The organism is Caballeronia sp. INML2 (genome assembly GCF_023631365.1).
Taxonomy (GTDB): Bacteria; Pseudomonadota; Gammaproteobacteria; order Burkholderiales; family Burkholderiaceae; genus Caballeronia; species Caballeronia turbans.
Genome location: NZ_JALQDH010000074.1, coordinates 122262 through 144876 on the forward strand (window position 1 = coordinate 122262; position 22615 = coordinate 144876).

25 protein-coding genes and 1 pseudogene are annotated in these 22615 nt (G+C 62.8%); 16 read left to right on the plus strand and 10 right to left on the minus strand.

All coding sequences use genetic code 11. From position 1 onward, the window contains the following. Positions 1-66: 66 nt before the first annotated feature. From ssuD to NCT32_RS25395, 3 genes and pseudogenes are all read left to right on the plus strand, one after another. The gene (gene ssuD, locus NCT32_RS25385) at positions 67-1215 is read left to right on the plus strand and encodes an FMNH2-dependent alkanesulfonate monooxygenase (RefSeq protein WP_061116277.1); all 1149 of its coding nucleotides are present in this window, start codon (positions 67-69) and stop codon (positions 1213-1215) included. After that, positions 1212-1994, plus strand: a complete 783-nt coding sequence (gene ssuC / locus NCT32_RS25390) for an aliphatic sulfonate ABC transporter permease SsuC (RefSeq protein WP_061116278.1) — start codon at positions 1212-1214, stop codon at positions 1992-1994. Before ssuD ends, ssuC begins: the two co-directional genes overlap by 4 nt. Then, positions 1958-2788: pseudogene (locus NCT32_RS25395) on the plus strand (ATP-binding cassette domain-containing protein); the annotation flags it as partial. The gene ssuC and the pseudogene NCT32_RS25395, both read left to right, overlap by 37 nt. 39 nt (positions 2789-2827) lie before the next feature. On the opposite strand, the gene NCT32_RS25400 reads toward NCT32_RS25395, so the two are convergent. Next, positions 2828-3301: an Lrp/AsnC family transcriptional regulator gene (locus tag NCT32_RS25400; RefSeq protein ID WP_061116280.1), complete on the minus strand. Its 474-nt coding sequence runs from the start codon at positions 3299-3301 to the stop codon at positions 2828-2830. Positions 3302-3479: 178 nt separating this feature from the next. Between NCT32_RS25400 and NCT32_RS25405 the strand changes: the two genes are divergently transcribed. Continuing rightward, complete coding sequence (locus NCT32_RS25405) at positions 3480-4853, plus strand: amino acid permease (protein ID WP_061116281.1); 1374 nt, start codon at positions 3480-3482, stop codon at positions 4851-4853. Between the two features lie 291 nt (positions 4854-5144). Here the strand turns inward: NCT32_RS25405 and NCT32_RS25410 are convergent, their stop codons facing one another. From NCT32_RS25410 to NCT32_RS25425, 4 genes are all read right to left on the minus strand, one after another. Further along, complete coding sequence (locus NCT32_RS25410; protein WP_061116282.1) at positions 5145-6350, minus strand: benzoate/H(+) symporter BenE family transporter; 1206 nt, start codon at positions 6348-6350, stop codon at positions 5145-5147. 17 nt (positions 6351-6367) lie between these two features. After that, on the minus strand, positions 6368-6646 hold the full coding sequence (gene catC, locus NCT32_RS25415) for a muconolactone Delta-isomerase (protein ID WP_061116283.1): 279 nt from the start codon (positions 6644-6646) through the stop codon (positions 6368-6370). 33 nt (positions 6647-6679) lie between these two features. Next, a complete protein-coding gene (locus NCT32_RS25420) occupies positions 6680-7807 on the minus strand; it encodes a muconate/chloromuconate family cycloisomerase (protein WP_061116284.1) in 1128 nt (375 codons plus the stop codon). Positions 7808-7912: 105 nt separating this feature from the next. After that, the gene (locus tag NCT32_RS25425; protein WP_061116285.1) at positions 7913-8836 is read right to left on the minus strand and encodes a LysR family transcriptional regulator; all 924 of its coding nucleotides are present in this window, start codon (positions 8834-8836) and stop codon (positions 7913-7915) included. A gap of 177 nt (positions 8837-9013) precedes the next feature. On the opposite strand from NCT32_RS25425, the gene catA reads away from it, so the two are divergent. From catA to NCT32_RS25460, 7 genes are all read left to right on the plus strand, one after another. Continuing rightward, positions 9014-9949 (plus strand): catechol 1,2-dioxygenase, encoded by a 936-nt coding sequence (gene catA, locus NCT32_RS25430; RefSeq protein WP_061116286.1) that lies wholly within the window; start codon positions 9014-9016, stop codon positions 9947-9949. Positions 9950-10064: 115 nt separating this feature from the next. Continuing rightward, positions 10065-11423: a Rieske 2Fe-2S domain-containing protein gene (locus tag NCT32_RS25435; RefSeq protein WP_061116287.1), complete on the plus strand. Its 1359-nt coding sequence runs from the start codon at positions 10065-10067 to the stop codon at positions 11421-11423. Continuing rightward, positions 11420-11908: a benzoate 1,2-dioxygenase small subunit gene (gene benB, locus NCT32_RS25440; RefSeq protein WP_061116288.1), complete on the plus strand. Its 489-nt coding sequence runs from the start codon at positions 11420-11422 to the stop codon at positions 11906-11908. The genes NCT32_RS25435 and benB overlap by 4 nt, the downstream gene beginning before the upstream one ends. Positions 11909-11943: 35 nt before the next feature. Then, positions 11944-12972 carry a benzoate 1,2-dioxygenase electron transfer component BenC gene (gene benC / locus NCT32_RS25445; RefSeq protein ID WP_061116289.1) on the plus strand — a complete coding sequence of 343 codons (1029 nt, stop codon included), beginning with the start codon at positions 11944-11946 and terminating at the stop codon, positions 12970-12972. Further along, positions 12969-13745 carry a benzoate diol dehydrogenase BenD gene (benD, locus tag NCT32_RS25450; RefSeq protein ID WP_061116290.1) on the plus strand — a complete coding sequence of 259 codons (777 nt, stop codon included), beginning with the start codon at positions 12969-12971 and terminating at the stop codon, positions 13743-13745. The genes benC and benD overlap by 4 nt, the downstream gene beginning before the upstream one ends. A gap of 20 nt (positions 13746-13765) precedes the next feature. Next, complete coding sequence (locus NCT32_RS25455; RefSeq protein WP_061116517.1) at positions 13766-14161, plus strand: RidA family protein; 396 nt, start codon at positions 13766-13768, stop codon at positions 14159-14161. 232 nt (positions 14162-14393) lie between these two features. Beyond that, on the plus strand, positions 14394-15740 hold the full coding sequence (locus NCT32_RS25460) for an MFS transporter (protein WP_061116291.1): 1347 nt from the start codon (positions 14394-14396) through the stop codon (positions 15738-15740). A 26-nt stretch (positions 15741-15766) separates the two neighbouring features. On the opposite strand, the gene NCT32_RS25465 is transcribed toward NCT32_RS25460, so the two are convergent. Next, on the minus strand, positions 15767-15961 hold the full coding sequence (locus NCT32_RS25465; RefSeq protein ID WP_061116518.1) for a hypothetical protein: 195 nt from the start codon (positions 15959-15961) through the stop codon (positions 15767-15769). A 162-nt stretch (positions 15962-16123) separates the two neighbouring features. Here NCT32_RS25465 and NCT32_RS25470 point away from each other — a divergent pair, with 162 nt between their 5' ends. From NCT32_RS25470 to NCT32_RS25480, 3 genes are all read left to right on the plus strand, one after another. Continuing rightward, on the plus strand, positions 16124-17164 hold the full coding sequence (locus NCT32_RS25470; protein ID WP_061116292.1) for a zinc-dependent alcohol dehydrogenase family protein: 1041 nt from the start codon (positions 16124-16126) through the stop codon (positions 17162-17164). Between the two features lie 97 nt (positions 17165-17261). Continuing rightward, positions 17262-17735, plus strand: coding sequence for a universal stress protein (locus NCT32_RS25475; protein ID WP_250477801.1), 474 nt, complete (start codon positions 17262-17264; stop codon positions 17733-17735). A gap of 174 nt (positions 17736-17909) precedes the next feature. Further along, positions 17910-18215 (plus strand): DUF1488 domain-containing protein, encoded by a 306-nt coding sequence (locus NCT32_RS25480; protein WP_061116294.1) that lies wholly within the window; start codon positions 17910-17912, stop codon positions 18213-18215. Positions 18216-18258: 43 nt separating this feature from the next. Here the strand turns inward: NCT32_RS25480 and NCT32_RS25485 are convergent, their stop codons facing one another. From NCT32_RS25485 to NCT32_RS37485, 4 genes are all read right to left on the minus strand, one after another. Beyond that, entirely contained in the window at positions 18259-19350 is a 1092-nt protein-coding gene (locus NCT32_RS25485) for a PAS domain S-box protein (RefSeq protein ID WP_086960712.1), read from the minus strand. Positions 19351-19396: 46 nt separating this feature from the next. Next, positions 19397-19627, minus strand: a complete 231-nt coding sequence (locus NCT32_RS25490; protein WP_061116296.1) for a hypothetical protein — start codon at positions 19625-19627, stop codon at positions 19397-19399. A 57-nt stretch (positions 19628-19684) separates the two neighbouring features. After that, entirely contained in the window at positions 19685-19945 is a 261-nt protein-coding gene (locus tag NCT32_RS25495; protein ID WP_061116297.1) for a hypothetical protein, read from the minus strand. A gap of 128 nt (positions 19946-20073) precedes the next feature. Beyond that, positions 20074-20466, minus strand: a complete 393-nt coding sequence (locus tag NCT32_RS37485; RefSeq protein WP_250477802.1) for a hypothetical protein — start codon at positions 20464-20466, stop codon at positions 20074-20076. Here NCT32_RS37485 and NCT32_RS25505 point away from each other — a divergent pair. After that, complete coding sequence (locus NCT32_RS25505; RefSeq protein ID WP_250477803.1) at positions 20453-21967, plus strand: pyrrolo-quinoline quinone; 1515 nt, start codon at positions 20453-20455, stop codon at positions 21965-21967. The genes NCT32_RS37485 and NCT32_RS25505 overlap by 14 nt on opposite strands. Positions 21968-22034: 67 nt before the next feature. Continuing rightward, positions 22035-22607: a DUF1993 family protein gene (locus NCT32_RS25510; RefSeq protein ID WP_061116299.1), complete on the plus strand. Its 573-nt coding sequence runs from the start codon at positions 22035-22037 to the stop codon at positions 22605-22607. Positions 22608-22615: the final 8 nt, after the last annotated feature.

Here is a 22615-nt window from a genome sequence, read left to right on the forward strand (position 1 = left end):
GCCGCTGCCATCGCGCGCGGCAAGCACTCTTTCAACATACGACGAACAGACGAGGCAGATTCCGCGATGAATGTTTTCTGGTTCATTCCCACTCACGGTGACAGTCGCTATCTCGGCACGTCGCAAGGCGCGCGCGCTGCGAATTACGATTACTTCCGCCAGATCGCGGTAGCCGCCGATACGCTCGGCTATGAAGGCGTGCTCCTGCCCACGGGCCGTTCCTGCGAGGACGCATGGGTGGTCGCGTCGAGCCTCATTCCCGCGACGAGGCGCCTCAAGTTTCTCGTCGCGATCCGTCCGGGCCTGAGCTCGCCGGGATTGTCGGCGCGCATGGCATCGACATTCGACCGGCTTTCGAACGGGCGTCTGCTCATCAACGTCGTGACGGGCGGCGATCCGAACGAGCTCGCCGGCGACGGCGTCTTCCACGATCACGACACGCGCTACGAAATCACCGACGAATTCCTCACCATCTGGCGCGGCCTGCTCGAACAGTCGCACGACAACGGCAGCTTCGATTTCGACGGCAAGCACCTGCAATCGCAAGGCGGCAAGGTGCTCTATCCGCCGGTGCAGAAGCAGCACCCGCCGCTGTGGTTCGGCGGTTCGTCGGCGGCGGCGCATGAGATCGCGGCGAAGCACATCGACACGTATCTGACATGGGGCGAGCCGCCCGAGGACGTCGAAAAGAAGCTGGCCGACATTCGCCGCCGCGCCGCCGACGAAGGCCGCACGATCAAGTTCGGCATTCGCCTGCATGTGATCGTGCGCGAGACGGAGCAGGAAGCATGGGCGGACGCTGACAAGCTCATCAGCAAGCTCGACGATGAAACCGTTCGCCGCGCGCAGGCGCAGTTCGCGAAGATGGATTCGGAAGGCCAGCGCCGCATGGCCGCGTTGCACGGCGGCAACCGCGACAAGCTCGAGGTGTATCCGCATCTGTGGGCGGGCGTCGGGCTCGTGCGCGGCGGCGCGGGCACAGCGCTCGTCGGCAATCCGGAGCAGGTCGCCGGCCTCATGAAGCAATACGCGGAACTCGGCATCGACACCTTCATCCTGTCGGGCTATCCGCATCTGGAAGAGTCGTATCGCTTCGCCGAACTGGTGTTTCCGCTGCTGCCCGGTCGGCAGCGCGAACAGGCGAGCGGGCCGCTTTCGGGGCCGTTCGGTGAAGTCATCGGCACGTCGGAGCTGCCGAAGGTATCGGCATCATGACGCTGAATTCCATCGCTCGCCGCGCGCTGCCGTGGCTCGTGCCGGTGCTGATCCTGATCGCATGGGAAAGCGCCGCGCGCACGGGCGGGCTGTCATCGCGCGTGCTGCCCGAGCCGCTCGCGGTGGTGAAGGCGGCGTGGTCTCTGATCGAATCGGGCGACCTGTGGGCCAATGTCAAGGTCAGCGCGGGCCGCGCGCTCGCGGGCTTCGCGATGGGCGGCGGCATCGGCTTCGTGCTCGGTCTGGCGACCGGTCTCTTCAAGCCCGCCGAGGTCGCGCTCGACTCGACCGTGCAGATGATCCGCAACATCCCCGCGCTCGCGATGATTCCGCTCCTGATCCTGTGGTTCGGCATCGGCGAGGAAGCCAAGCTCGTGCTGGTCGCGCTGGGCGTGTTTTTTCCGGTCTACGTCAACACGTATCACGGCATCCGCTCGGTCGATCGCGATCTGATCGAGATGGCGAAGAGCTACGGGTTGTCCGGCTTCGCGCTGTATCGGCATGTGATCCTGCCGGGCGCATTGCCGTCGATTCTCGTCGGCGTGCGCTTCGCATTCGGCCTCATGTGGGTGATGCTGATCGTCGCCGAGACGATTTCCGCGCAATCGGGCATCGGCTACATGACGATGAACGCCCGCGAGTTCCTGCAAACCGATATCGTCGTGGTCGGCATTCTGCTCTATGCGCTGCTCGGCAAGGTCGCCGACATGGCCGCGCGTGCGATCGAACGCGCGACGCTGCGCTGGCATCCGGCCTATCAAACGAAGGCGCAATCATGAATCTCATCGACATCGACACACTGGCGCCTGCGTTCAGGCGCGTCGACACGCAAACGCCGCACGCACGCGCGCCATTCGCGGGGCGCGACCTCGCCGTCTCGCTGCGTGGCGTGGAGAAGCGCTTCGGCGAGCGCCGCGTGCTGGATCAACTGGATTTCTCGATCGAGCGCGGCAGCTTTGTGTCGATCGTCGGGCGCAGCGGCTGCGGCAAGTCGACCTTGCTGCGGCTCGTCGCCGGTCTCGATCGGGCGACGGCCGGCGTCGTGCAGCGCCATGCACCGGCGGCGGCGCGCGAACTGCAAGTGCGCATCATGTTTCAGGATGCGCGCCTCTTGCCGTGGAAGAGCGTGCTCGACAACGTGATGATCGGATTGCCGCGCAGCAAGCGCGATGACGCCCGCGCGACGCTCGCCGAAGTGGGTCTCGCCGAGCGAGAGAAGGACTGGCCGTCGCGACTGTCGGGCGGGCAGCGTCAGCGTGTGGCGCTCGCGCGGGCGCTCGTGCATCGGCCTGATCTGCTTCTGCTCGATGAGCCGCTCGGCGCGCTCGATGCGTTGACGCGCATCGAGATGCAGGGGCTGATCGAGCGCCTGTGGCGCGAGCACAAGTTCACCGCGTTGCTCGTGACGCACGATGTGCAGGAGGCGGTGTCGCTCGGCGATCGCATCGTGCTGATCGATGCAGGGCGCATCACGCTCGATACGGCGGTGTCGTTGCAAAGGCCGCGCACGCGCACGGCGCCCGGCTTCGCCGAACTGGAAGAGCAGGTGCTTTCGCGCGTGCTTCAACGTAGCTGACCGTGCGGTGCGCGCTTTGCGCGAGCGCGGGCCGCACTATGCATCCAGCGGCACCGCGCTGACGCACTTCAATTCGTCGAGACACACGCTCGACTTCACACCGCTCACGCCGGGAATGCGCATCAGCGTGTCGAGCAGAAACTCCGACAGGCCCTTCAGGTCCCGGGCGATCACCTTCAGCATGTAATCGATATCGCCGGTCACGGCGAAGCATTCCTGTATCTCCGCGAGCTTGCCCACGACGCTCTTGAATTTCGCCAGATCGCGCACGTGGCCGCGCTCCATCGTCACCTGGATGAAGGCCACCACGCCGAAGCCGAGCACCTGCGCATCGAGCCGCGTCTCGTAGCCCTTGATGACGCTCAGTTCCTCCAGCCTCCGATGACGCCGCAGCGTCTGCGCGGGCGACAGATTGATCGCTTCCGCCAGCTCGAGATTGGAAATGCGGCCGCGAGACTGCAGAATCCCGAGCAAACGCAGGTCGATACGATCGAACTCGATAGTCTGCAATTTTCTTTCTCCTATATCCTCAATGACGAAATCCGGATGCGGAAACTAGGGTTTGTCTGCGCGTCGTAGGAAATCATATTGTGGCGTAACAAATTTACACTGATTCCCCTAAATCGAGCGGGGACGTCCGAGGTCGGAGGCGTCCGGAATTCACCGCAGCACACAAGGAGAGAGACACGTGGCACATGAGGGAAAAGGCACGCTCAAGCGCGGCCTGAAGAACCGTCACATTCAGCTGATCGCGCTGGGCGGCGCGATCGGGACCGGGCTGTTTCTCGGCATTGCGCAGACGATCAAATCGGCGGGACCGTCGGTGTTGCTCGGCTACGCGATCGCGGGCATCGTCGCATTTTTCATCATGCGTCAGCTCGGCGAGATGGTCGTCGACGAGCCGGTTGCGGGTTCGTTCAGCCACTTCGCGGACAAGTACTGCGGGCAATACGCGGGCTTTCTGTCGGGCTGGAATTACTGGGTGCTCTACATTCTCGTGTCGATGGCCGAGCTTTCGGCCGTCGGCATCTATGTGCAGTACTGGTGGCCGGGCATCCCGACGTGGGTATCCGCGCTCGTGTGTTTCTGCTTGATCAACGCGATCAATCTCACGAGCGTGAAGTCGTATGGCGAGCTGGAGTTCTGGTTCGCGATCGTGAAGGTGGTCGCGATCGTCGGCATGATCGGCTTTGGCGGCTATCTGCTCGTCTCGGGCAGTGCGGGACCGGAAGCGAGCGTCACGAACCTGTGGCGTCATGGCGGCTTCTTCCCGAACGGCGTCTCCGGTCTCGTGATGGCGATGGCCGTCATCATGTTCTCGTTCGGCGGGCTGGAGCTCGTGGGCATCACCGCGGCTGAAGCGGATGACCCCACGCACACCATTCCGCGCGCGACCAATCAGTTGATCTACCGCATTCTGATTTTTTACGTGGGCGCGCTCGGCGTGTTGCTTTCGCTGTATCCGTGGCAGAAGGTCGTGACGGGCGGCAGCCCGTTCGTGCTGATCTTTCATGCGATGAACAGCAACTTCGTCGCGCATGTGCTCAATGCGGTGGTGCTCACGGCGGCGCTGTCCGTCTATAACAGCGGCGTGTACTGCAACAGCCGTATGCTCTACGGTCTCGCGCAGCAAGGCAACGCGCCGCGCGCGCTGCTCAAGGTGAACAAGCGCGGCATTCCGCTGATCGCGCTCGGCGTTTCCGCCATCGCGACGGCCGCGTGCGTGCTCATCAACTACCTGATGCCCGGCAAGGCGTTCGAGTTGCTGATGGGCCTCGTCGTATCGGCGCTCATCATCAACTGGGCGATGATCAGTCTTATCCATCTGCAATTCCGCCGGGCGAAGGCGCGTGCCGGTGAGACGACGGTGTTCAAGAGCCTTGGCTATCCGCTTACAAACTATCTGTGTCTTGCGTTCCTTGGCGGCATTCTCGTGGTGATGTGCATGATTCCCGATTTGCGCATTTCGGTGTATCTGATTCCGGTTTGGCTCGTCGTGCTGGGCGTGGGGTATGCCGTTCGCAATCGTCGTCGCGCGAGTGCGGCGTTGTCGCGCGTTTGAAGGGGGCCGTCATGTTCGAACACATCGAAGCCTATCCCGGCGATCGGATCCTTTCGCCGCCGGCTGCCGCGTGCCGCATGCCGGGCAGGGTAAGGTGAATCGGCATGCGGGGAAGGAAGACTTCGCATGCAGCGCGTAGTTTCGATACGCTTCGGGTTTTCGCCGGATCCCGTTTTGTTTGTGGTTTATTAGCGTTGCCCCGCATAGGGCAACGCTAATAAACCAACACCAATACGGGATCCGGCGAAAACCGGAAGCGCGTCGAAGAACCCGCCAATCCCTAACACGGCTCTAGCTCTTCTCTTTCGCGCTCCCGAGAACCAAATGCGCGAGCGTCCCCAACACAATGCCCCAGAACGCCGACCCCAGCCCCAGAAAACTCATATTCGAAGCCGTCGCGAGAAACGTAATGAACGACGCTTCGCGATGCGCCTCATCCTTCACCAGCCCGACGACATTGGCCACGATCGCACCCAGCAACGCAAGACCCGCGAGCACGGCAACGAACGCATTCGGCAGCGCGCCGAACAGCATCACGACCGTTCCGGCGATGCATCCGCCCACGAGATAGAAGAGTCCGTTCGCGATCCCGGCGACATAGCGGCGCGCCGGGTCGCGATGCGCATCGGGTCCGGTGCACAGTGCCGCCGTGATCGCCGCGATGACGATCGTGATGCCGCCCGAGAACGCCACCAGCATCGACGCGAGGCTCGTCGTCATGAGGACCGGCCGCGTCGGCGTGTGATAACCGGAGGCGCGCAAGATCGCGAAGCCGGGCAGGAACTGACCCGTCAGACTGACGATGACGAGCGGCACCGCGAGACTCACGACCGACTGCCAGGTCCACGTCGGCATCATGAATACGGGGCGCGTGAGATGGAAGCTGACCGACGAAAAATGCGTCAGGCCGAGCGCCACGGCCAGCGCGACACCGGATGCCAGAACCAGAATCAGGCAATAGCGCGGCGCCCATCGGCGGAAAACGAGGAAGCTCGCCAGCATGCCGAGCGCGAGCCAGGGCGTGACGGCAACAGACTTGAACAGGCTGGTGCCGAACTGAAACAGGATGCCCGCCATCATCGCGCAGGCGATGCCTTTCGGTATGCGCTCGACGATCTGGTCGAACCACCTCGACACGCCGAGCACGAAGATGCATGCCCCCGCGACGAGATACGCGCCGATCGCCTCGCTCACCGGCATGCCGGGGAACAGCGTGACGAGCAAAGCCGTGCCGGGAGCGGACCAGGCCGTGATGATCGGCTGCTTCAGCCACAAGCTCAATGCGATGCCCGAGACGGCCGCGCCCATCGAAATGGACCATACCCAGGACGCGATTACATCGTTGCCGACATGCGCCGTATGCGCGGCCTGAAAGAAGATCGCGAGCGGCCCCGCATACGAGATGATGACCGCAAGCAATCCGGCGCTCACCGCCGCCACGGACCCGCTACCCTTCGGCGCGGCCGACATCAAACCGGGTTCCGTGTCGCGCTTCATGAAATCCTTTCGCCGATTCAGCGGATGGACGAAGGATGACGCGCGAGCGCGGTCACTTTCATCGTCATATACGCAAACAAGGGCAGGCCCGAGAGGATGGTGTGCAGTTCATCGTGCGAATCGACATCGAAGACGCTGTAGTTCGCATACTCGCCGACGATGCGATGCAACTGCTGCCATTTGCCTTGCCGTTGCAGTTCCTGAGAGTACTCCTTCTCGCGCGCCTTGATTTCATCGGCCTTCGCGGCGGGCATGTCGTGCGGCAGGTGTACGTCCATTCTTACGAGATAAAGCATGTCGTCCTCGGATCAGGTGTTGAGTGTGAGCGTTCAGGCGCGTTTGTCGCGGCGATAGAACGCGAGCTTTTCTTCATCGATCTGCAGACCGAGGCCCGGGCCTTCCGGCATGTGCAGGTCGAAGTCGCGATATTGCGGGCGCGCCGTGACGATGTCGTCCTTCAACAGCAGCGGCCCGAACAGCTCGGTGCCCCATGCGAGTTGCGGTAGCGCGCTGAAGCCATGCGCCGATGCAATCGAGCCGATGCTGCCTTCGAGCATCGTGCCGCCGTAAAGCGACACGCCCGCCGCATCGGCGATGGCGGCCGTGCGCATCATCCCGTAGATGCCGCCCGACTTCGCGATCTTCAGCGCGAACACGTCGGCGCATGCATGACGCACGAGTTCGAGCGCGTCTTCCGGTCCCGTCACCGCTTCGTCGGCCATGATCGGCACGATGAAACGCGCCGCGAGCCGCGCGAGCGCTCCGCGCTGCTCGCGCGGAGTCGGCTGCTCGATGAGATCGATGCCGGCCGCTTCCAGCGCTTCGATGCCGAGCGCCGCATCGGTTTCGCTCCAGGCCTGGTTCACATCGACAGTGACCTTGGCGCGGTCGCCGAGCGCGGCCTTGATCTTCGCTACATGCGCGACGTCATCGCGAACGCTGCGCCGGCCGATCTTCAGCTTGAACGTGTTGTGACGACGTTCGGCCAGCAACATTTGCGCTTCTTCGATATCGCGCTGGGTATCGCCGCTCGCGAGCGTCCAGAGCACGGGCAGCGTCTTGCGGACCGCGCCGCCGAGCAGTTCGGCTATCGGCACGCTCAGGCGCTTGCCCTGCGCATCGAGCAGCGCGGTTTCGATCGCGGACTTCGCGAAGCGGTTGCCGCGCGCGACCTTGTTCAGCCTGAGCATCGCGCCGTTGATGTTGGTCGCATCCTGTCCGACGAGCGCCGGCGCGAGATAAGTATCGATGGTCAGCTTGATGCCTTCGGGACTTTCATCGCCGTAAGACAGGCCGCCGATCGTCGTGGCTTCGCCAAGGCCCTCGATGCCGTCGCTCGTGCGCAGACGGACGATGACGAGGGTCTGGTGCTGCATCGTCGCCATTGCGAGTTGATGCGCGCGAATGGTCGGGAGGTCAACCAGGATCGCTTCGACGGAAGTTATTTGGGCGTTCATACCTGAAATGTCGGAATGGAAGGGTTGATGGAGTATTGCGCGCCCGTTTGCCGCCTGTCCAACACCGTTGACGTCTAGTGCCATACCCCCGAGGTATGACGCGCGTCATCGCCCCCGATCTGTGCGCGGCGTATAGACGATCCGCTCCTCCTCGTACAGCCGGTAGATGAGTTCGAGCATTTCCTTGATGTCGCGCGACTCGTCGAGCGCGCGCATGCTCATGATGATGGGCGACACGAGCGTCGGGTCGTCCAGTTCCTTGTAGCTCACGTCGTCGCGTTTCAGGCCGTAGACGCTGCTCGGCACGACGGAAATGCCTTCGCCCGCCGCGACGAGCCCGAGCGCGATCTGCAACTCGCGCACTTCATAGATCTTGCGCGGCGCGAGTGCGCGGTCCTGGAAGGCGGAGAGCACCTGATCCGCATAACTGGGGCGCGGCGCCTTCGGGAAGATGATCAGCGTCTCGTTGACGAGATCGCGCAGCGACAGCACGGGCTTCGCGAGCGAGAGCGGATGGCCGACCGGCAGCGCGACGATCATCTGCTCCTCGCGCAGAATCACGCGGCGGATGTTCGCATCCTCATGCCGAATGCGGCCGAAGCCCACATCGATGCGGCCGTCCTTGAGCGCGCGGATCTGGTCCATCGTCGACATTTCGTGAAGACTGAGCTCGACGGTGGCGTTCTCGTCCCTAAAGCGCCGGATGATCTTCGGCAGCATCCCGTACAAGGTCGAGCCCACGAAACCCACCGACAGACTCCGTTCGATATTGCCCACGCGACGCGTCATCGATTCGAGCTCCGCGGTCTGCGCGAGCAGCTGCACCGCGTGCGAATAGAAGAACTTGCCCGTCTCCGTGAGCTTGAGCGGGCGCGAGTTGCGTTCGAACAGTTGCACGCCTAGCGTCTCTTCGAGTTGCTGTATCTGACGGCTCAAAGGGGGCTGGGCGATATGCAGCCGCTGCGCGGCGCGCGTGAAATTCCGTTCTTCTGCCACCGCTACGAAATAGCGGAGATGTCGCAGCTCCATCTCTATACCTCCTGGATATGGCCCAATACTAAATCAGTGTTGGACTGGCCTTCTTTAGGTCCATTATCCTGCCTTCACGCTCTGTTTCAACACCCGACTATACCTTCCGAGCATATCTACACCGGTGCTGAAGCAAGGGTTAACCCCACCAGAAAATTGCGAGATTCAGGAGCAGACATGAGCATCGAAGTGTTCGATACGAAGGAAGTGCAGGAACTGTTGAAGGCCGCTGCCAATCTCGGGAGTCAGGACGGCAGCGCTCGCGCCAAAGAGATTACGCATCGCCTGTTGAGCGACCTGTTCAAGGCCATCGACGAACTCGACATGACGCCCGATGAAATCTGGGCTGGCGTCACTTACTTCAACAAGCTGGGTCAGGACGGCGAAGCTGCGCTGCTCGCCGCCGGCCTCGGTCTGGAAAAGTATCTGGACATCCGCATGGATGCCGAGGACCGCGAGGCCGATATCCACGGCGGCACGCCGCGCACCATCGAAGGCCCGCTGTATGTCGCCGGTGCGCCGGTGCGCGACGGCGTGTCGAAGATCGACCTCGATCCCGATGCAGACGCGGGTCCGCTCATCATTCGCGGCACCGTCACCGGCGCAAACGGCAAGCCCGTCGCGAATGCCGTGGTCGAATGCTGGCACGCCAACTCGAAGGGCTTCTATTCGCACTTCGACCCGACCGGTGCGCAGAGCGACTTCAACCTGCGCGGCGCGGTCAGGACGGGCGCCGATGGCACCTACGAATTCCGCACGCTCATGCCCGTGGGCTACGGCTGTCCGCCGCACGGCGCGACGCAGCAGCTGCTGAACGCGCTTGCGCGTCATGGCAATCGTCCCGCACACGTGCACTTCTTCGCGACCAGCGAGAACCATCGCAAGCTGACGACGCAGATCAATATCGAAGGCGATCCGCTCATCTGGGACGACTTCGCTTACGCGACTCGCGAGGAACTGGTGCCGCATGTCGTCGAAAAGACGGGCGGCACGGCGCTGGGACTCAAGTCCGACGCGTACAAGGAAATCGTGTTCGACATTCAGTTGACGCCGCTTGTGCAGGGCAAGGACAACCAGATCGTCCATCGCCCGCGCGCCGCAGCCGCTGCGTAACAGCGCGAAGCGCGCCTGAAGCGGCGACAACTCTGTCGCCGCCAGAATCTCTGCACCAATCATTCGACACCGATGCATGTGCTCCGTCACGGGAACGCGCATAGGGAGAACTCATATGTCCGCCATCACCGACAAAGCCAGTCAGCTCGACGAACTGCTGCAAACGGCCGTTCAGGACGACAAGGAAAGCGGCGTATTCCGCTGCCGCCGCGATATCTTCACGAACGCCGATCTCTATGAACTCGAGATGAAGCACATCTTCGAGAGCAACTGGGTATATCTCGCGCACGAAAGCCAGATCCCCAACAACAACGATTACTACACGACGTGGATCGGCCGCCAGCCCGTGGTCGTCACGCGCGACAAGACCGGTGAACTGCACGCGGTCATCAACGCCTGCGCACACAAGGGCGCGATGCTGTGCCGTCGCAAGCATGGCAACAAAGGCAGCTTCACGTGCCCGTTCCACGGCTGGACCTTCTCCAACACCGGCAAGCTGCTGAAGGTGAAGGACGAAAAGACCACCGAGTATCCGATTCAATTCAACACGCACGGCTCGCATGATCTGCGAAAAGTGCCGCGTTTCCAGAGCTATCGCGGTTTCCTGTTCGGCAGCCTCAATGCGGATTCGATGCCGCTCGAAGACTACCTCGGCGAGACGAAGGTCATCATCGATCAGATCGTCGATCAGGCGCCGAACGGACTCGAAGTGCTGCGCGGCAACTCCTCGTACATCTACGACGGCAACTGGAAGATGCAGATGGAGAACGGCTGCGACGGCTATCACGTCAGCACCGTGCACTGGAACTACGCCGCGACGATGGGCCGCCGCAAGGTCGAAGGCACGAAAGCGGTCGATGCCAACAGCTGGAGCAAGTCGGTCGCGGGCGTGTATGGCTTCGATCATGGCCACATCCTCTTGTGGACCCGGACGATGAATCCGGAAGTGCGGCCGGTCTACCAGCATCGCGAGGAGATCAAGGCGCGCGTGGGCGAAGTGCAGGCGGATTACATCGTCAATCAGACGCGCAATCTGTGCCTCTATCCGAACGTGTTCCTGATGGATCAGTTCAGCACGCAGATTCGCGTGGTGCGGCCGCTCGGTGTCGACAAGACCGAAGTCAGCATCTTCTGCTTCGCGCCGAAAGGCGAGAGCGCCGAGGACCGCGCGACGCGCGTCCGCCAGTACGAAGACTTCTTCAACGTGACAGGCATGGGCACGAGCGACGACCTCGAAGAGTTCCGCGCATGTCAGTCGGGTTATGCGGGCATCACGGCCATGTGGAACGACCTTTCGCGTGGTGCGCCGCTGTGGGTTCACGGTCCGGACGAGAACGCGAAGAACATGGGTATCAAGCCGCTCATTTCGGGCGAACGCAGCGAGGACGAAGGGCTTTTCGTCGTGCAGCACGAATACTGGGTGAACGTGATGCGTGACGCCCTGAAGAAGGAACAAGGGGAGGCACTGGCATGAGCTTCGATTACCAGAAAATCTGCGCGACGCTGTATCGCGAGGCGCGCCTGCTCGATGACCGTCAGTGGGACGAGTGGCTGGGCTGCTATGCGGAAGACGTCACGTACTGGATGCCCGCATGGGACGACGACGATCAGCTCACGGACGATCACGAGAGCCAGATCTCGTTGATGTATTACCCGGATCGCGGCGGACTCGAAGATCGCGTGTTTCGCATCAAGACCGAGCGCAGCGGCGCATCCATGCCCGAGCCGCGCACGAGCCACAACGTCACCAATGTCGAAGTGCTCGCCGAACGCGAGAACGAGGTCGACGTGCGCTACAACTTCGACACGCTCAATCATCGCTACAAGATCACCGACCATTTCTTCGGCACGATTTTCCTGACGCTGCGAAAGGCCGACGACATTCTGCTGATTGCGCACAAGAAGATTGTGCTTAAGAACGACTATATCCGTCAGGTGCTCGACGTCTACCACGTCTGATGCCCCCGGTGATGAGACACGAAGTAGGAGGCAACATGTCCAGCTACAACATTGCACTGAATTTCGAAGACGGCGTGACGCGTTTCGTCGAATGCAAGGCGGGCGAGAAGGTGCTCGACGCCGCGTTCCGCGCCAAGATCAACCTGCCGATGGATTGCTCCGACGGCGTATGCGGCACCTGCAAGTGCCGCGCCGAAAGCGGCAGCTACGATCTCGGCGACGACTACATCGAAGACGCGCTCTCCGACGACGAGAAGGAAACCGGTCTCGTGCTCACTTGCCAGATGGTGCCGTCGAGCGATTGCGTGATTGCGGTGCCGGCTTCGTCCACCGCATGCAAGACCGCGCAAAGCAAGTTCGCCGCGACGGTCACGAAGATAGAGCCGCATAACGATGCCGCCGTCGTGCTCGAACTGGACGTCGATGCCGCCACGCCCGCGCCTGTTTTTCTGGCGGGCCAGTACGTGAATATCGACGTGCCCGGCAGTGGTCAGCATCGTTCGTATTCGTTCTCGTCCGCGCCGGGGCAGACGAAGATCAGCTTCCTCATCAAGAAGATACCCGGTGGCGTGATGAGTACGTGGCTCGAATCCGCGCGGGCGGGCAGCACTGTCGAGTTGACGGGACCGCTCGGCAGCTTCTATCTGCGCGCCGTCGAGCGGCCGCTTCTGTTCCTCGCGGGCGGCACGGGCCTCGCGCCGTTCCTGTCGATGCTCGAAGTGCTCGCGCGCGCCGGCTCGCAGCAGAAGATTCACCTGATCTACGGCGTGACACGCGACCTCGATCTGGTGCAGGTCGACGCGATCGAGGCGTACACGGCGAAGCTGCCGAACTTCACGTTCAGCACCGTCGTCGCCGATGCGGACTCGAATCATCCGCGCAAGGGCTGGGTGACGCAGCATATGCCCGCAGAATCGCTGAATGACGGCGATGTCGATGTATACCTGTGCGGTCCGCCTCCGATGGTCGATGCAGTGCGCAAGCACTTCGACGACAACGGGGTGAAGCCCAACAGCTTCCACTACGAGAAGTTCACTCCCAACGCCGCGCCGGTGACCGCATGAGCACACAACGATTTGCCGGCAAGGTGATGATCGTCACCGGCGCGGCGCAGGGCATCGGACGCGGCGTGGCGCTGCGTGCGGCCGCCGAGGGCGCGAAGGTGCTGTTCGTCGATCGCGCGGACTTCGTATCCGAAGTGTCCGCCGAAGCGCCGGGCGCGGAGACGGCAGGCTTCGTCGCGGATCTCGAGACCTATGAAGGCGCAGCCTCGGCGATGGCTTTCGCGGCGCGCAAATTCGGCGGCATCGATATTCTCGTGAACGGCGTCGGCGGCGCGATCCGCATGCGTCCATATGCCGAGTTCGAGCCCGCGCAGATCGACGCCGAAATCCGACGCTCGCTCATGCCTACGCTCTACGCCTGTCACGCGGTGTTGCCGTATCTGCTGGAGCGTGGTCGCGGAACCATTGTGAACGTGTCTTCGAATGCCACGCGCGGCATTCGACGCGTGCCCTATTCGGCCGCGAAGGGGGGTGTCAACGCGATGACGCAGGCATTGGCGATGGAATACGGCGAGCGCAATATTCGCGTGGTCGCGGCCGCGCCGGGCGGCACCGAAGCGCCTGTGCGACGCGTCCCGCGCAACGCGAGCGGCGATAGCGAGCAGGAAAAAATCTGGATGGGCGAAGCGGTGAAGCAGGTCACCGAATCGACCTTCTTCAAGCGCTACGGCACGCTCGAAGAACAGGTCGCACCGATTCTCTTCCTCGCTTCGGACGAAGCGAGTTATATCACCGGCGCGGTATTGCCGGTCGCCGGCGGCGATAACGGTTGAGTCTGCAGGAGACACATGCCATGAGTGAACACAAAGCTATCGTTCCGGCGGGAATGGAAGCGGTCTATGAAAAGATTCGCTACGCGCCCGCGATCAAGGCCGGCAACACGATTTACGTGTCCGGGCAGATCGGTCGTGATGCGGCCATGCAATTGGTCGAAGGCCGCGAGGCGCAGATCGTGCAGGCATTCGAGAATCTGAAGCGGGTGCTGGAAGCGGCGGGGGCGTCATTGAGCGATGTCGTCGACGTGACCACCTTCCACACGGACATGCGCGATCTGCCTTTGTTCATGCAGGTGCGCGACCGCTATCTGAACACGCATCCGCTGCCTGCGTGGACCGCCATCGGCGCGCACATGCTGGGCGGCGCGGCGGGTTATGTCGTCGAAATCAAGGCAGTCGCGGTATTGCCTTAGTCAGGAAACTGAACGCCGCGCAATTCCCGGCCGCATAGCGGGAAACCAGACCGGGAACGGACGCTGGTATCAGATAAGAACGTCAACGCGGGTATTCATCGGTGAGCCCCGGCTTTTTGCTGCGCTTTCAGTGCGGCAAGGGAAGCGCGCGTGCGCGTGCATCGAGCCGTCGAATCAATCCAGAAAGAAAATCGCGGAAATCAAAGCAAGTCCTACATTAATGGAGACAACCATGCGTCCTATCGACGTTCAGAAGTTATGCGACGATGCCCGGTTCACGAAATTTCATTTGCTACTGCTTTTCTGGTGCGCGCTCATCATCATTTTCGATGGATACGATCTCGCGGTCGTCGGCATTGCGCTTCCATCGATCATGAGCGACATGGGCATTCAGCCGACGAGCGCCGGATTCATGGTGAGCTCCGCCTTGCTCGGCATGATGCTCGGCGCGGTGTTCCTCGGAACGATCGCCGACCGGATCGGCCGGGTGCCCGCAATCGTCATTTGTCTCGTGCTGTTCAGCGTCTTCACGGCCGCCGCGGGACTGACCCGGGACCCCGTGATCTTCGGTGTTGCGCGCTTCCTTGCGGGACTCGGCATCGGCGGTGTCATGCCGAACGTCGTGGCGCAGATGACGGAGTATTCTCCGCGCAAGATCCGCAGCACCATGGTGACGTTGATGTTCAGCGGATACTCCGTCGGCGGCATGCTTGCGGCGCTCGTCGGCAAGGGCATGATCGAGCGCTACGGCTGGCAGTCGGTGTTCATTGCCGCAGGCGTGCCCGCGCTTCTTGCTCCGGTGATTCTCAAGTACATGCCCGAATCGCTCGCGTTCCTGGTGCGAAACAATCGCGCGGAAAGCCTGAAGAGCATTCTTGCGCGCGTCAATCCCGCCTACGTGCCGCAGCAAGACGACACCTTTTCGCTTTCCGACCGCGAAGCCGCGCCCGGTTCGACGATCGCAAGGCTCTTTGCCGAGGGCCGCGGACTGAGCACGGTCATGTTGTGGATCGCGTTTTTCATGTGCCTGTTCATGGTCTACGCGCTGAGTTCGTGGCTGACGAAACTCATGGCGGGCGCCGGACACAGCCTCGGCTCGGCCCTCACGTTCGTTCTCGTCCTGAACTTCGGTGCGATGATCGGGGCGATTGGCGGCGGATGGCTCGCTGACCGCTTCAACATCAAGCACGTCCTCATCGCGATGTACGCGCTCGCGGCCATCTCCATCAGCTTGCTGGGCGTGAAGGTTCCGACAGGCGTGCTGTTTGTCCTGGTCGGGCTGGCGGGCGCTTCGACCATCGGCACGCAGATCGTCACCTATGCGTTTGCCGGACAGTTCTATCCGATGGCCATTCGATCGACAGGCATCGGCTGGGCGTCGGGCATCGGACGCAGCGGCGCGATTCTCGCGCCCATTGTGATCGGCTTTCTCGTCAGCAGGGCGCTGCCGCTCCAGCAGAACTTCGTCGCCATTGCCATTCCCGGCGTCATCGCGATGCTGGCGGTCTGCCTGATCGATTCACGTCGTTCCAGGCGCGACGCTGGCCCGGCCGTCGCGCCACAGGCCGATCCGGTTTGACGCACTCGCCCGAGCACGCCCCGCACTCATTCCTTTCGGGATGTCGGCTGCCGGGGCTTCTGTGGCTCGGAAGGCGCGCCGCGTTGCGTCGGCGCTCGCGTGCACGCGTCCGGCGGCGTGACATAGGGCAAGTCGTCGCAGCAGCATGCGTAGACCGGAAAGCCATACGCGTTGGTGCGGATGATGGTCGTCGGCCCGTGCAGCGGGCACACCGCTTTCATGGCGCCTCCTGAAATTCGATAGTCGACGCGTCTATCGTACACGGCGCGCGCGGTCATCGGCGCCAATGCGCTGCCGATTGACCCAAGTCAAATTCCCGCTGCGGGCACCGCGATAAAGTCGGAAACGTTCATCCACTTCGCGCCATGCCAGGGAGCTCGCAGATGAAGGCACTCGTCTATCACGGTCCCGGAAACAAATCCCTCGACGAGCGGCCCCAGCCGACGCTTGCCGCGGCCACCGATGCGATCGTCCGCGTGACGCGCACGACCATCTGCGGCACCGATCTGCACATCCTCAAGGGCGACGTGCCCACCTGCGAGCCCGGGCGCGTGCTCGGGCACGAAGGCGTGGGCATCGTCGAGGAGGTGGGCGCGGCGGTATCGGCATTCAAGCCGGGCGATCACGTGCTGATCTCGTGCATTTCTTCGTGCGGCAAATGCGAAGCGTGCCGGCGCGGCATGTATTCGCATTGCGCGACAGGCGGCTGGATCCTCGGTAACAAGATCGACGGCACGCAGGCGGAATTCGTGCGCATCCCGCATGCCGATACGAGTCTCTATCCGATTCCGGCGGGCGTCGAGGAAGACGCGCTCGTCATGTTGTCGGACATTCTTCCGACGGGCTTCGAATGCGGCGTGCTCAACGGCCGCGTGCAGCCGGGCAGCACGGTCGCGATCGTCGGCGCGGGACCGATCGGTCTGGCCGCCTTGCTCACGGCGCAGTTTTACGCGCCTGCGCAGATCATCATGATCGACCGCGACGCGCATCGGCTCGAAGTCTCGCGCACGTTCGGTGCGAGCGCGTGCATCGACATCACGGGCATGGAGCCGGTCGCCGAAATCATGCGTCTGACCGATGGCGCGGGCGTCGACTGCGCGGTGGAGGCGGTCGGCGTTCCGGCGACCTTCGAGCTATGCCAGCAGATCGTCGCGGCGGGCGGGACGATCGCGAACGTGGGCGTGCACGGCGTGAAAGCCGATATCCATCTCGAATCGCTCTGGGATCGCAACATCACGATCACGACGCGCCTTGTCGATACGGTCAGCACGCCGATGCTGCTCAAGACCGTGCGTGCGGGACGGCTTCAGCCGAAGCAACTCATCACGCACCGCTTCACGCTCGAGCGCGCGCTCGATGCTTACGATACCTTCAGCCGCGCGGCGCAAACCCAGGCGCTGAAGGTCATCATCGAAGTGGCGTGACCATGGAAAGCGTGAGCGTGCCGACAGTGCTCATCGGTGTCTTCGTGGAGCGCATCGAACGCAAGCTCGGGCGCGTCGACAATCTGAAGGGGGCGGCGTGAGCGGAAGCAAAGGCCGGGTGACCATGTACCGCAAGATCATGGTGGCGCTCGATGGCAGTGCGTGTTCGCAACGCGCGCTCGACGAGGCGATTCGCATCGGCGCGCGCGCGAGGGTGCGGGTCGTGCACGTCATCGACGTGGCCGCGCTTTCGTCGTATCCGGCGCAGTACCGTGTGAGCGTTCGTGAGCAAGGCGCGCACGCGCTGGAGATCGCGTATGCGCGTGCGCTCGATGCGGGCATCGAATGCGAAACCGAACTTGCCGAAACACGCGATGTGACCGACACGATCGCGAAATGCCTGCAGCGCCGCGCGGTGCAGATGCTCGCGGACGTCGTCGTCATGGGCACGCACGGCCGCACCGGATTGCGCAGGCTTGCGCTCGGCAGTGTCGCCGAAGCGTTCGTCAGGCGCTCGACGTGTGCCGTGCTGCTCACGCGCGAGACGAGCGGTGCGTCGGGACATGCGTGAGGATCGCATGCTCTGACCGGAGAAGCGGCCGGCTCACGATCAAAACTCGTCTAACGCCGGTCCACGCGGCCGTATTGATCCAGATCAATACGCACCACGAATCCGTGGCAGAGACTGAGGGGATATGTCCTGAACGTCGAACCACCCCGCATCGATGCACCACGAGGTATCGGCATGAACATTACGTTTGCAAGCCAGCCGCCCGTCTATCAGGGCGATGTCCCTTCACTCACCTTCGCCGCGTTCGCCGACGGCGAGCGCATCGCGTGCACCATTTCCGCCGAGGCGCTGGAGGATCACTTCGGCGCGGCCTCCTGGCGGGAGGAAGATTTGCAGCAGGCTTTCGAAAGCCATCGCTCGTCGATCGAAGGCGCTGCCGAACACCTGCTGAACCGCGTCGGCGGCACATCGGTCATGCTGCGCAGCGGATTTTTCCGGTTTCGCCGGGCGCGCGCTCAGACGTCGTCGAGCCGGGCCTGACCGGGAAACCGCACGCACGCGCGATCCGCCGCGTTCGACTGACTCAAGGTGACGCCGGGACGCCGTTGTCGGCGCGACGTGTGAGCGGAATTTCCACGAGGATGCGAAAGCCTTCGCCGGGCGCGCTGCGAAACTCGATGACGCCGCCCAGCTGACGTACGCGCTCGCCCATTCCGAGCAGGCCGAACGTCCCGGCGGCGCGCCCGCGTGTGACGTCGGCGCCGCAACCGTCATCTTCGATCGTCAGCGTGCAGCGCGACCGCGTGCAGGCGATCGCGATGCGTACTTCGCTCGCCTGCGCATGGCGCACGACGTTCGTGAGCGCTTCCTGCACCAGCCGGAAAACCGACGTGGAGGCGCTCGTGTCGATTCCGCCTTCCTCACCTTCGATATGCAGTTGGATCGTCAGATCGTAACGCCGGCGAACGTCGCAGACGAGCCAGTCGATCGCGGCGAAGAGCCCGAGATCGTCGAGCACGGGCGGGCGCAGGCCAGCCGCGATTCGCCGCACCGATCCGATGATCGTGTCGATCTGCGTCTGCATCGCGGCGATCTGCGCGCCGGCGTCGAGCGTCGATAACTGCATCTTCAGCGCGGCGAGCTGCTGGCCGAGATCGTCGTGCAATTCGCGGGCAATCGACGCGCGCTCGTTTTCGAGCGCGCTCTGCACGTGCGCGGACAGTTCGCGCGCGTGCTGCAACTCGGTGAGCCGCAGCCGGTCGGTCATGTCGCGCGTGACCTTGGCGAAGCCGAGCAGATTGCCGCGCGCGTCGCGCAGTGCCGTGATGACGACATTCGCCCAGAAGCGGCTCGCATCCTTTCGGACGCGCCAGCCTTCGTCTTCCACGCGACCGGCCTGCGCCGCTATCGAAAGCTCGTTTTGCGGCTTGCCCGCCGCGATGTCGTCGGGCGGATAGAAGACGGAAAAATGACGGCCGACGATCTCCCGCGCGTCATAGCCTTTGATCCTCTTTGCGCCGGAGTTCCACGTCGCGACGTTGCCGTGGGCGTCGAGCAGGAAGATCGCATAGTCTTCGACGGCCTCCACGAGAAGCCGGAAAGACGCATCGTTCTGCAGCGCGGACGAGAGCGGGGCGCGTGGATCGTCGGGTACGGCTGCTGAGGCGTTCGTCATCGTTGCTGGGCCCGGTCGCGCAAGCAACGTCCGACGCGTTGCAATGCTATTGCGTGGTCAACGTGAAAGGCGGCAACGGCATATCGTCACCGTCCAGAAAAGCGGTCGCACAGCGAACCGCGAAACCGAGCGCGCCATCCCTGCTCGCGAAGGCGCCGAGATTGCCGAGCGAGGTGGCATGGCCGTCCTCTTCCAGAATGGACGCGGTTGCGACGAATGCATTGCCTACTTGAGTGACGGAGGGCTGAAAAGCCGCTCCCCGATGATAGATGATCATAGATTGTGCCGAAGTGGTCGAAGCGCGAGCGGCATGCATGCCGCCGGGTGCGCGGGATCAGGCGTGCTGGACAACGCGAGCGCCGTTCGAATGGGGCGGATGTCGCATGGATTGTCGATGATCGATTTCGGCCATGCCATAGGCAAATGCATAGCGCACGGCGCCTGTCGCGCTCGTAAATTCGCCGAGCATGCCGCTCGAACGGCGCGTGCCGTCCGGTTCGCGCACGATGAGCATTGCCGTGTAGCGATCCTGTTCCAGCACGGCCGTCGCGCTCAGCACGTGGCCTTTGTAGATGAGATCTGTGGTTTGGGTCATCGGTCTCTCAGGTTTTATGTTTTCGATGTACCGCGTGTCAGTCCTACATTTCGTAAGCAATAAGCCTAACCGTTCAATTTTTGTCGTCTTACCCGATTTAAGCTTTTTTACTTTTTTCCGGTGATCGCTTAAGTCGGATGAAATAAATACGCGTGGACATGGATCGCGCGCATCGTTCCGCCAATTCCTAGCCGTCGCCCGACGATCTTTTCCCTTGTTAAGCCGGCACAGACAATAATCGCCACAGCACCGGGTCCGAGCCCGGTGAACGGAGATCCACAGATGAAAGGGCATTTATCGGTTGGCGTAACCGCAGTTGCCATTGCAGCGATCATCGGTGGATGCAGCGGGGGAAGCTCCAGCTCCGATCCGTCCACGGCTTCGGGAGGCTCGTCATCGGCATCCGGCCCGGCTGCGGCGTCGGGTCCATCGTCGCCGGCAAGCGGCGCGAGCGCGCCGTCCAGTGCAAGCACGCCCGCGACGACCAAGCCGTCCGCATCGACGCCGATGGATGTCACCACGTATCACAACGACATCCGGCGCACCGCGCAGCAGCTCGCGGAGACCCGGCTCACGCTCGCCAACGTGAACGCATCGACGTTCGGCAAGCTCGGCTTCTATACCGTCGATGGCCCCGTCGATGCCCAGCCGCTCTTTCTCGGCAACGTGCCGATCGCGGGCGCAGCGCATAACGTGCTGTACGTCGCAACCGAGAAAGCGAGCATCTACGCGTTCGACGCCGATACGGGCACCGTGCTCTGGCACGTCTCCACGCTGCTCGCGGGCGAAGTGCCGAGTGACGATCGCGGTTGCGACCAGACCACCCCGAGCATCGGCATCACGGCGACGCCCGTCATCGATCGCGCGCGCGGGCCGAATGGCGCGATGTATGTCGTCGGCATGTCGAAGGACAGCGGCGGCGCGTATCACCAGCGCATTCACGCGATCGACATCGCGACGGGCGCGGAACTCTTCGGCGGCCCGACGGAAATCACCGGCTCGTATCCCGGCACCGGCTCGGGCAGCGTGAACGGCGTCGTGCCGTTCACGCCCGCTCAGTACATCGAGCGGGCGTCGCTGCTGCTCTTGAACGGCGTCGTCTATACGGCATGGAGTTCGCATTGCGACGCGTTGCCATACACGGGCTGGGTCATGGGCTACAGCGCGGACACGCTGAAGCAGACGGGCATCCTGAATGTCACCCCGAATGGCCAGATGGGCGGCATCTGGATGGGCGGCGCGGGTCTCGCATCGGATGGCACGTCGATCTATTTCCTCGACGGCAACGGTACCTTCGATCCGACCACCAACGCGCAGGAGATGCCCAACAAGAACGACTTCGGCAATGGCTTCCTCAAGGTCACGCCGACGCCTGCGCTGGCACTTCGGGTGACCGATTACTTCGAGCCGTCGGACACCGTCGCGGAATCGAACGCGGACCTCGACCTCGGCTCGGGCGGCGTGCTGGTCCTGCCCGATGTCACCGATATCAACGGCAACGTGCAGCATCTCGCGATAGGCGGCGGCAAGACGCGCGTGCTCTATGTCGTGAATCGCGACGCGATGGGCAAGTTCGATTCGAATGCCGATCACATCTATCAGCCGCTGTACTCGACGATCACCGGCCCGCTGTTCACCGCACCCGCGTTCTACAACAACACGATCTATATCGGCCCGGCGGGCGATCACCTCAAGGCGCTGCCGGTCGTGAACGCGGTGGTGGCGGCGGCCGCGTCGAGTCAGACCACGAGCCCGGCGGGCAACTGGAATTTCCCGGGTCTCGCGCCCGTCATCTCCGCGAACGGCAACACGAACGGCATCGTATGGGGCGTCGAGAACACGTCGCCCACGGCCGTGCTGCATGCGTACGACGCGAGCAATCTCGCGACCGAGCTCTACAACAGCAATCAGGCGGGCACGCGAGATCAGTTCGGCAATAACAAGTTCATCTCGCCGACGATCGCGAACGGCAAGGTCTACGTGGGCACGAAAACCGGCGTCGCCGTATTCGGCTTGCGATGAAGCGTTCCGTATGGGAAACGTCCGCATCGGGATAAGATCGCGGAACTTCAACCCGTGGAGCGATTTCATGCAACTGACCCGTCTTCTCGTTCCGACCTTCGTCCAGACGCTGAAGAACCTTTCGACGTGGCTCGACAAGGCGGCGGCGCAGCAGCAGGAGAAGGACGCGAACCCCGATGCGCTCATGACCCTGCGTCTCGCGCCGGATATGTATCCGCTCGCGGCGCAAGTGCGCTTCGTGTGCTTTCAGGCGCAGGAGCCGGCGTACAGATTGCGCGGAGAAAACGTGCCGCAGAGCTTGCTTGGCGTGCGTGAAGAAGGATGGAAGTCGAACGAGGAGCCCGGCTCGTTTGCTGACGCGCAGGCGCGCATCGCCGGGGCGATCGCATTTCTTTCGAGCCTTGCGCCCGATGCGCTCGATACCGGAACCGACGCGCAGATCGCGCTCGATCTGCCGAACGGCATCGTCTTCGATATGACCGGCGAGCAGTACGCGCGCGACTGGTCCTTGCCGCAGTTCTATTTTCACGCCGTGACCGCGTACGCGATTCTGCGCCATCACGGCGTGCCGCTCGGCAAGCCGGATTACGTCGCGCATATGTTCGCGTATATCCGGCCCGGCACGTTGCCGCAGGGTTGAAGCGTCAG

Bases quoted from the DNA above. Each gene is read 5' to 3' on its own strand.
- NCT32_RS25470 (WP_061116292.1), top strand. From the start codon at position 16,124: ATGAAGGCACTCGTCTATCACGGTCCCGGAAACAAATCCCTCGACGAG.
- NCT32_RS25460 (WP_061116291.1), top strand. From the start codon at position 14,394: ATGCGTCCTATCGACGTTCAGAAGTTATGCGACGATGCCCGGTTCACG.
- NCT32_RS25420 (WP_061116284.1), bottom strand. From the start codon at position 7,807: ATGAACGCCCAAATAACTTCCGTCGAAGCGATCCTGGTTGACCTCCCG.
- NCT32_RS25455 (WP_061116517.1), top strand. From the start codon at position 13,766: ATGAGTGAACACAAAGCTATCGTTCCGGCGGGAATGGAAGCGGTCTAT.
- benD (WP_061116290.1), top strand. From the start codon at position 12,969: ATGAGCACACAACGATTTGCCGGCAAGGTGATGATCGTCACCGGCGCG.
- NCT32_RS25490 (WP_061116296.1), bottom strand. From the start codon at position 19,627: ATGATCATCTATCATCGGGGAGCGGCTTTTCAGCCCTCCGTCACTCAA.
- NCT32_RS25425 (WP_061116285.1), bottom strand. From the start codon at position 8,836: ATGGAGCTGCGACATCTCCGCTATTTCGTAGCGGTGGCAGAAGAACGG.
- NCT32_RS25410 (WP_061116282.1), bottom strand. From the start codon at position 6,350: ATGAAGCGCGACACGGAACCCGGTTTGATGTCGGCCGCGCCGAAGGGT.
- NCT32_RS25495 (WP_061116297.1), bottom strand. From the start codon at position 19,945: ATGACCCAAACCACAGATCTCATCTACAAAGGCCACGTGCTGAGCGCG.
- NCT32_RS25465 (WP_061116518.1), bottom strand. From the start codon at position 15,961: ATGAAAGCGGTGTGCCCGCTGCACGGGCCGACGACCATCATCCGCACC.
- benC (WP_061116289.1), top strand. From the start codon at position 11,944: ATGTCCAGCTACAACATTGCACTGAATTTCGAAGACGGCGTGACGCGT.
- catA (WP_061116286.1), top strand. From the start codon at position 9,014: ATGAGCATCGAAGTGTTCGATACGAAGGAAGTGCAGGAACTGTTGAAG.
- NCT32_RS25485 (WP_086960712.1), bottom strand. From the start codon at position 19,350: ATGACGAACGCCTCAGCAGCCGTACCCGACGATCCACGCGCCCCGCTC.
- ssuD (WP_061116277.1), top strand. From the start codon at position 67: ATGAATGTTTTCTGGTTCATTCCCACTCACGGTGACAGTCGCTATCTC.
- NCT32_RS25505 (WP_250477803.1), top strand. From the start codon at position 20,453: ATGGATGTCACCACGTATCACAACGACATCCGGCGCACCGCGCAGCAG.
- benB (WP_061116288.1), top strand. From the start codon at position 11,420: ATGAGCTTCGATTACCAGAAAATCTGCGCGACGCTGTATCGCGAGGCG.
- NCT32_RS25510 (WP_061116299.1), top strand. From the start codon at position 22,035: ATGCAACTGACCCGTCTTCTCGTTCCGACCTTCGTCCAGACGCTGAAG.
- NCT32_RS25435 (WP_061116287.1), top strand. From the start codon at position 10,065: ATGTCCGCCATCACCGACAAAGCCAGTCAGCTCGACGAACTGCTGCAA.
- catC (WP_061116283.1), bottom strand. From the start codon at position 6,646: ATGCTTTATCTCGTAAGAATGGACGTACACCTGCCGCACGACATGCCC.
- ssuC (WP_061116278.1), top strand. From the start codon at position 1,212: ATGACGCTGAATTCCATCGCTCGCCGCGCGCTGCCGTGGCTCGTGCCG.
- NCT32_RS25480 (WP_061116294.1), top strand. From the start codon at position 17,910: ATGAACATTACGTTTGCAAGCCAGCCGCCCGTCTATCAGGGCGATGTC.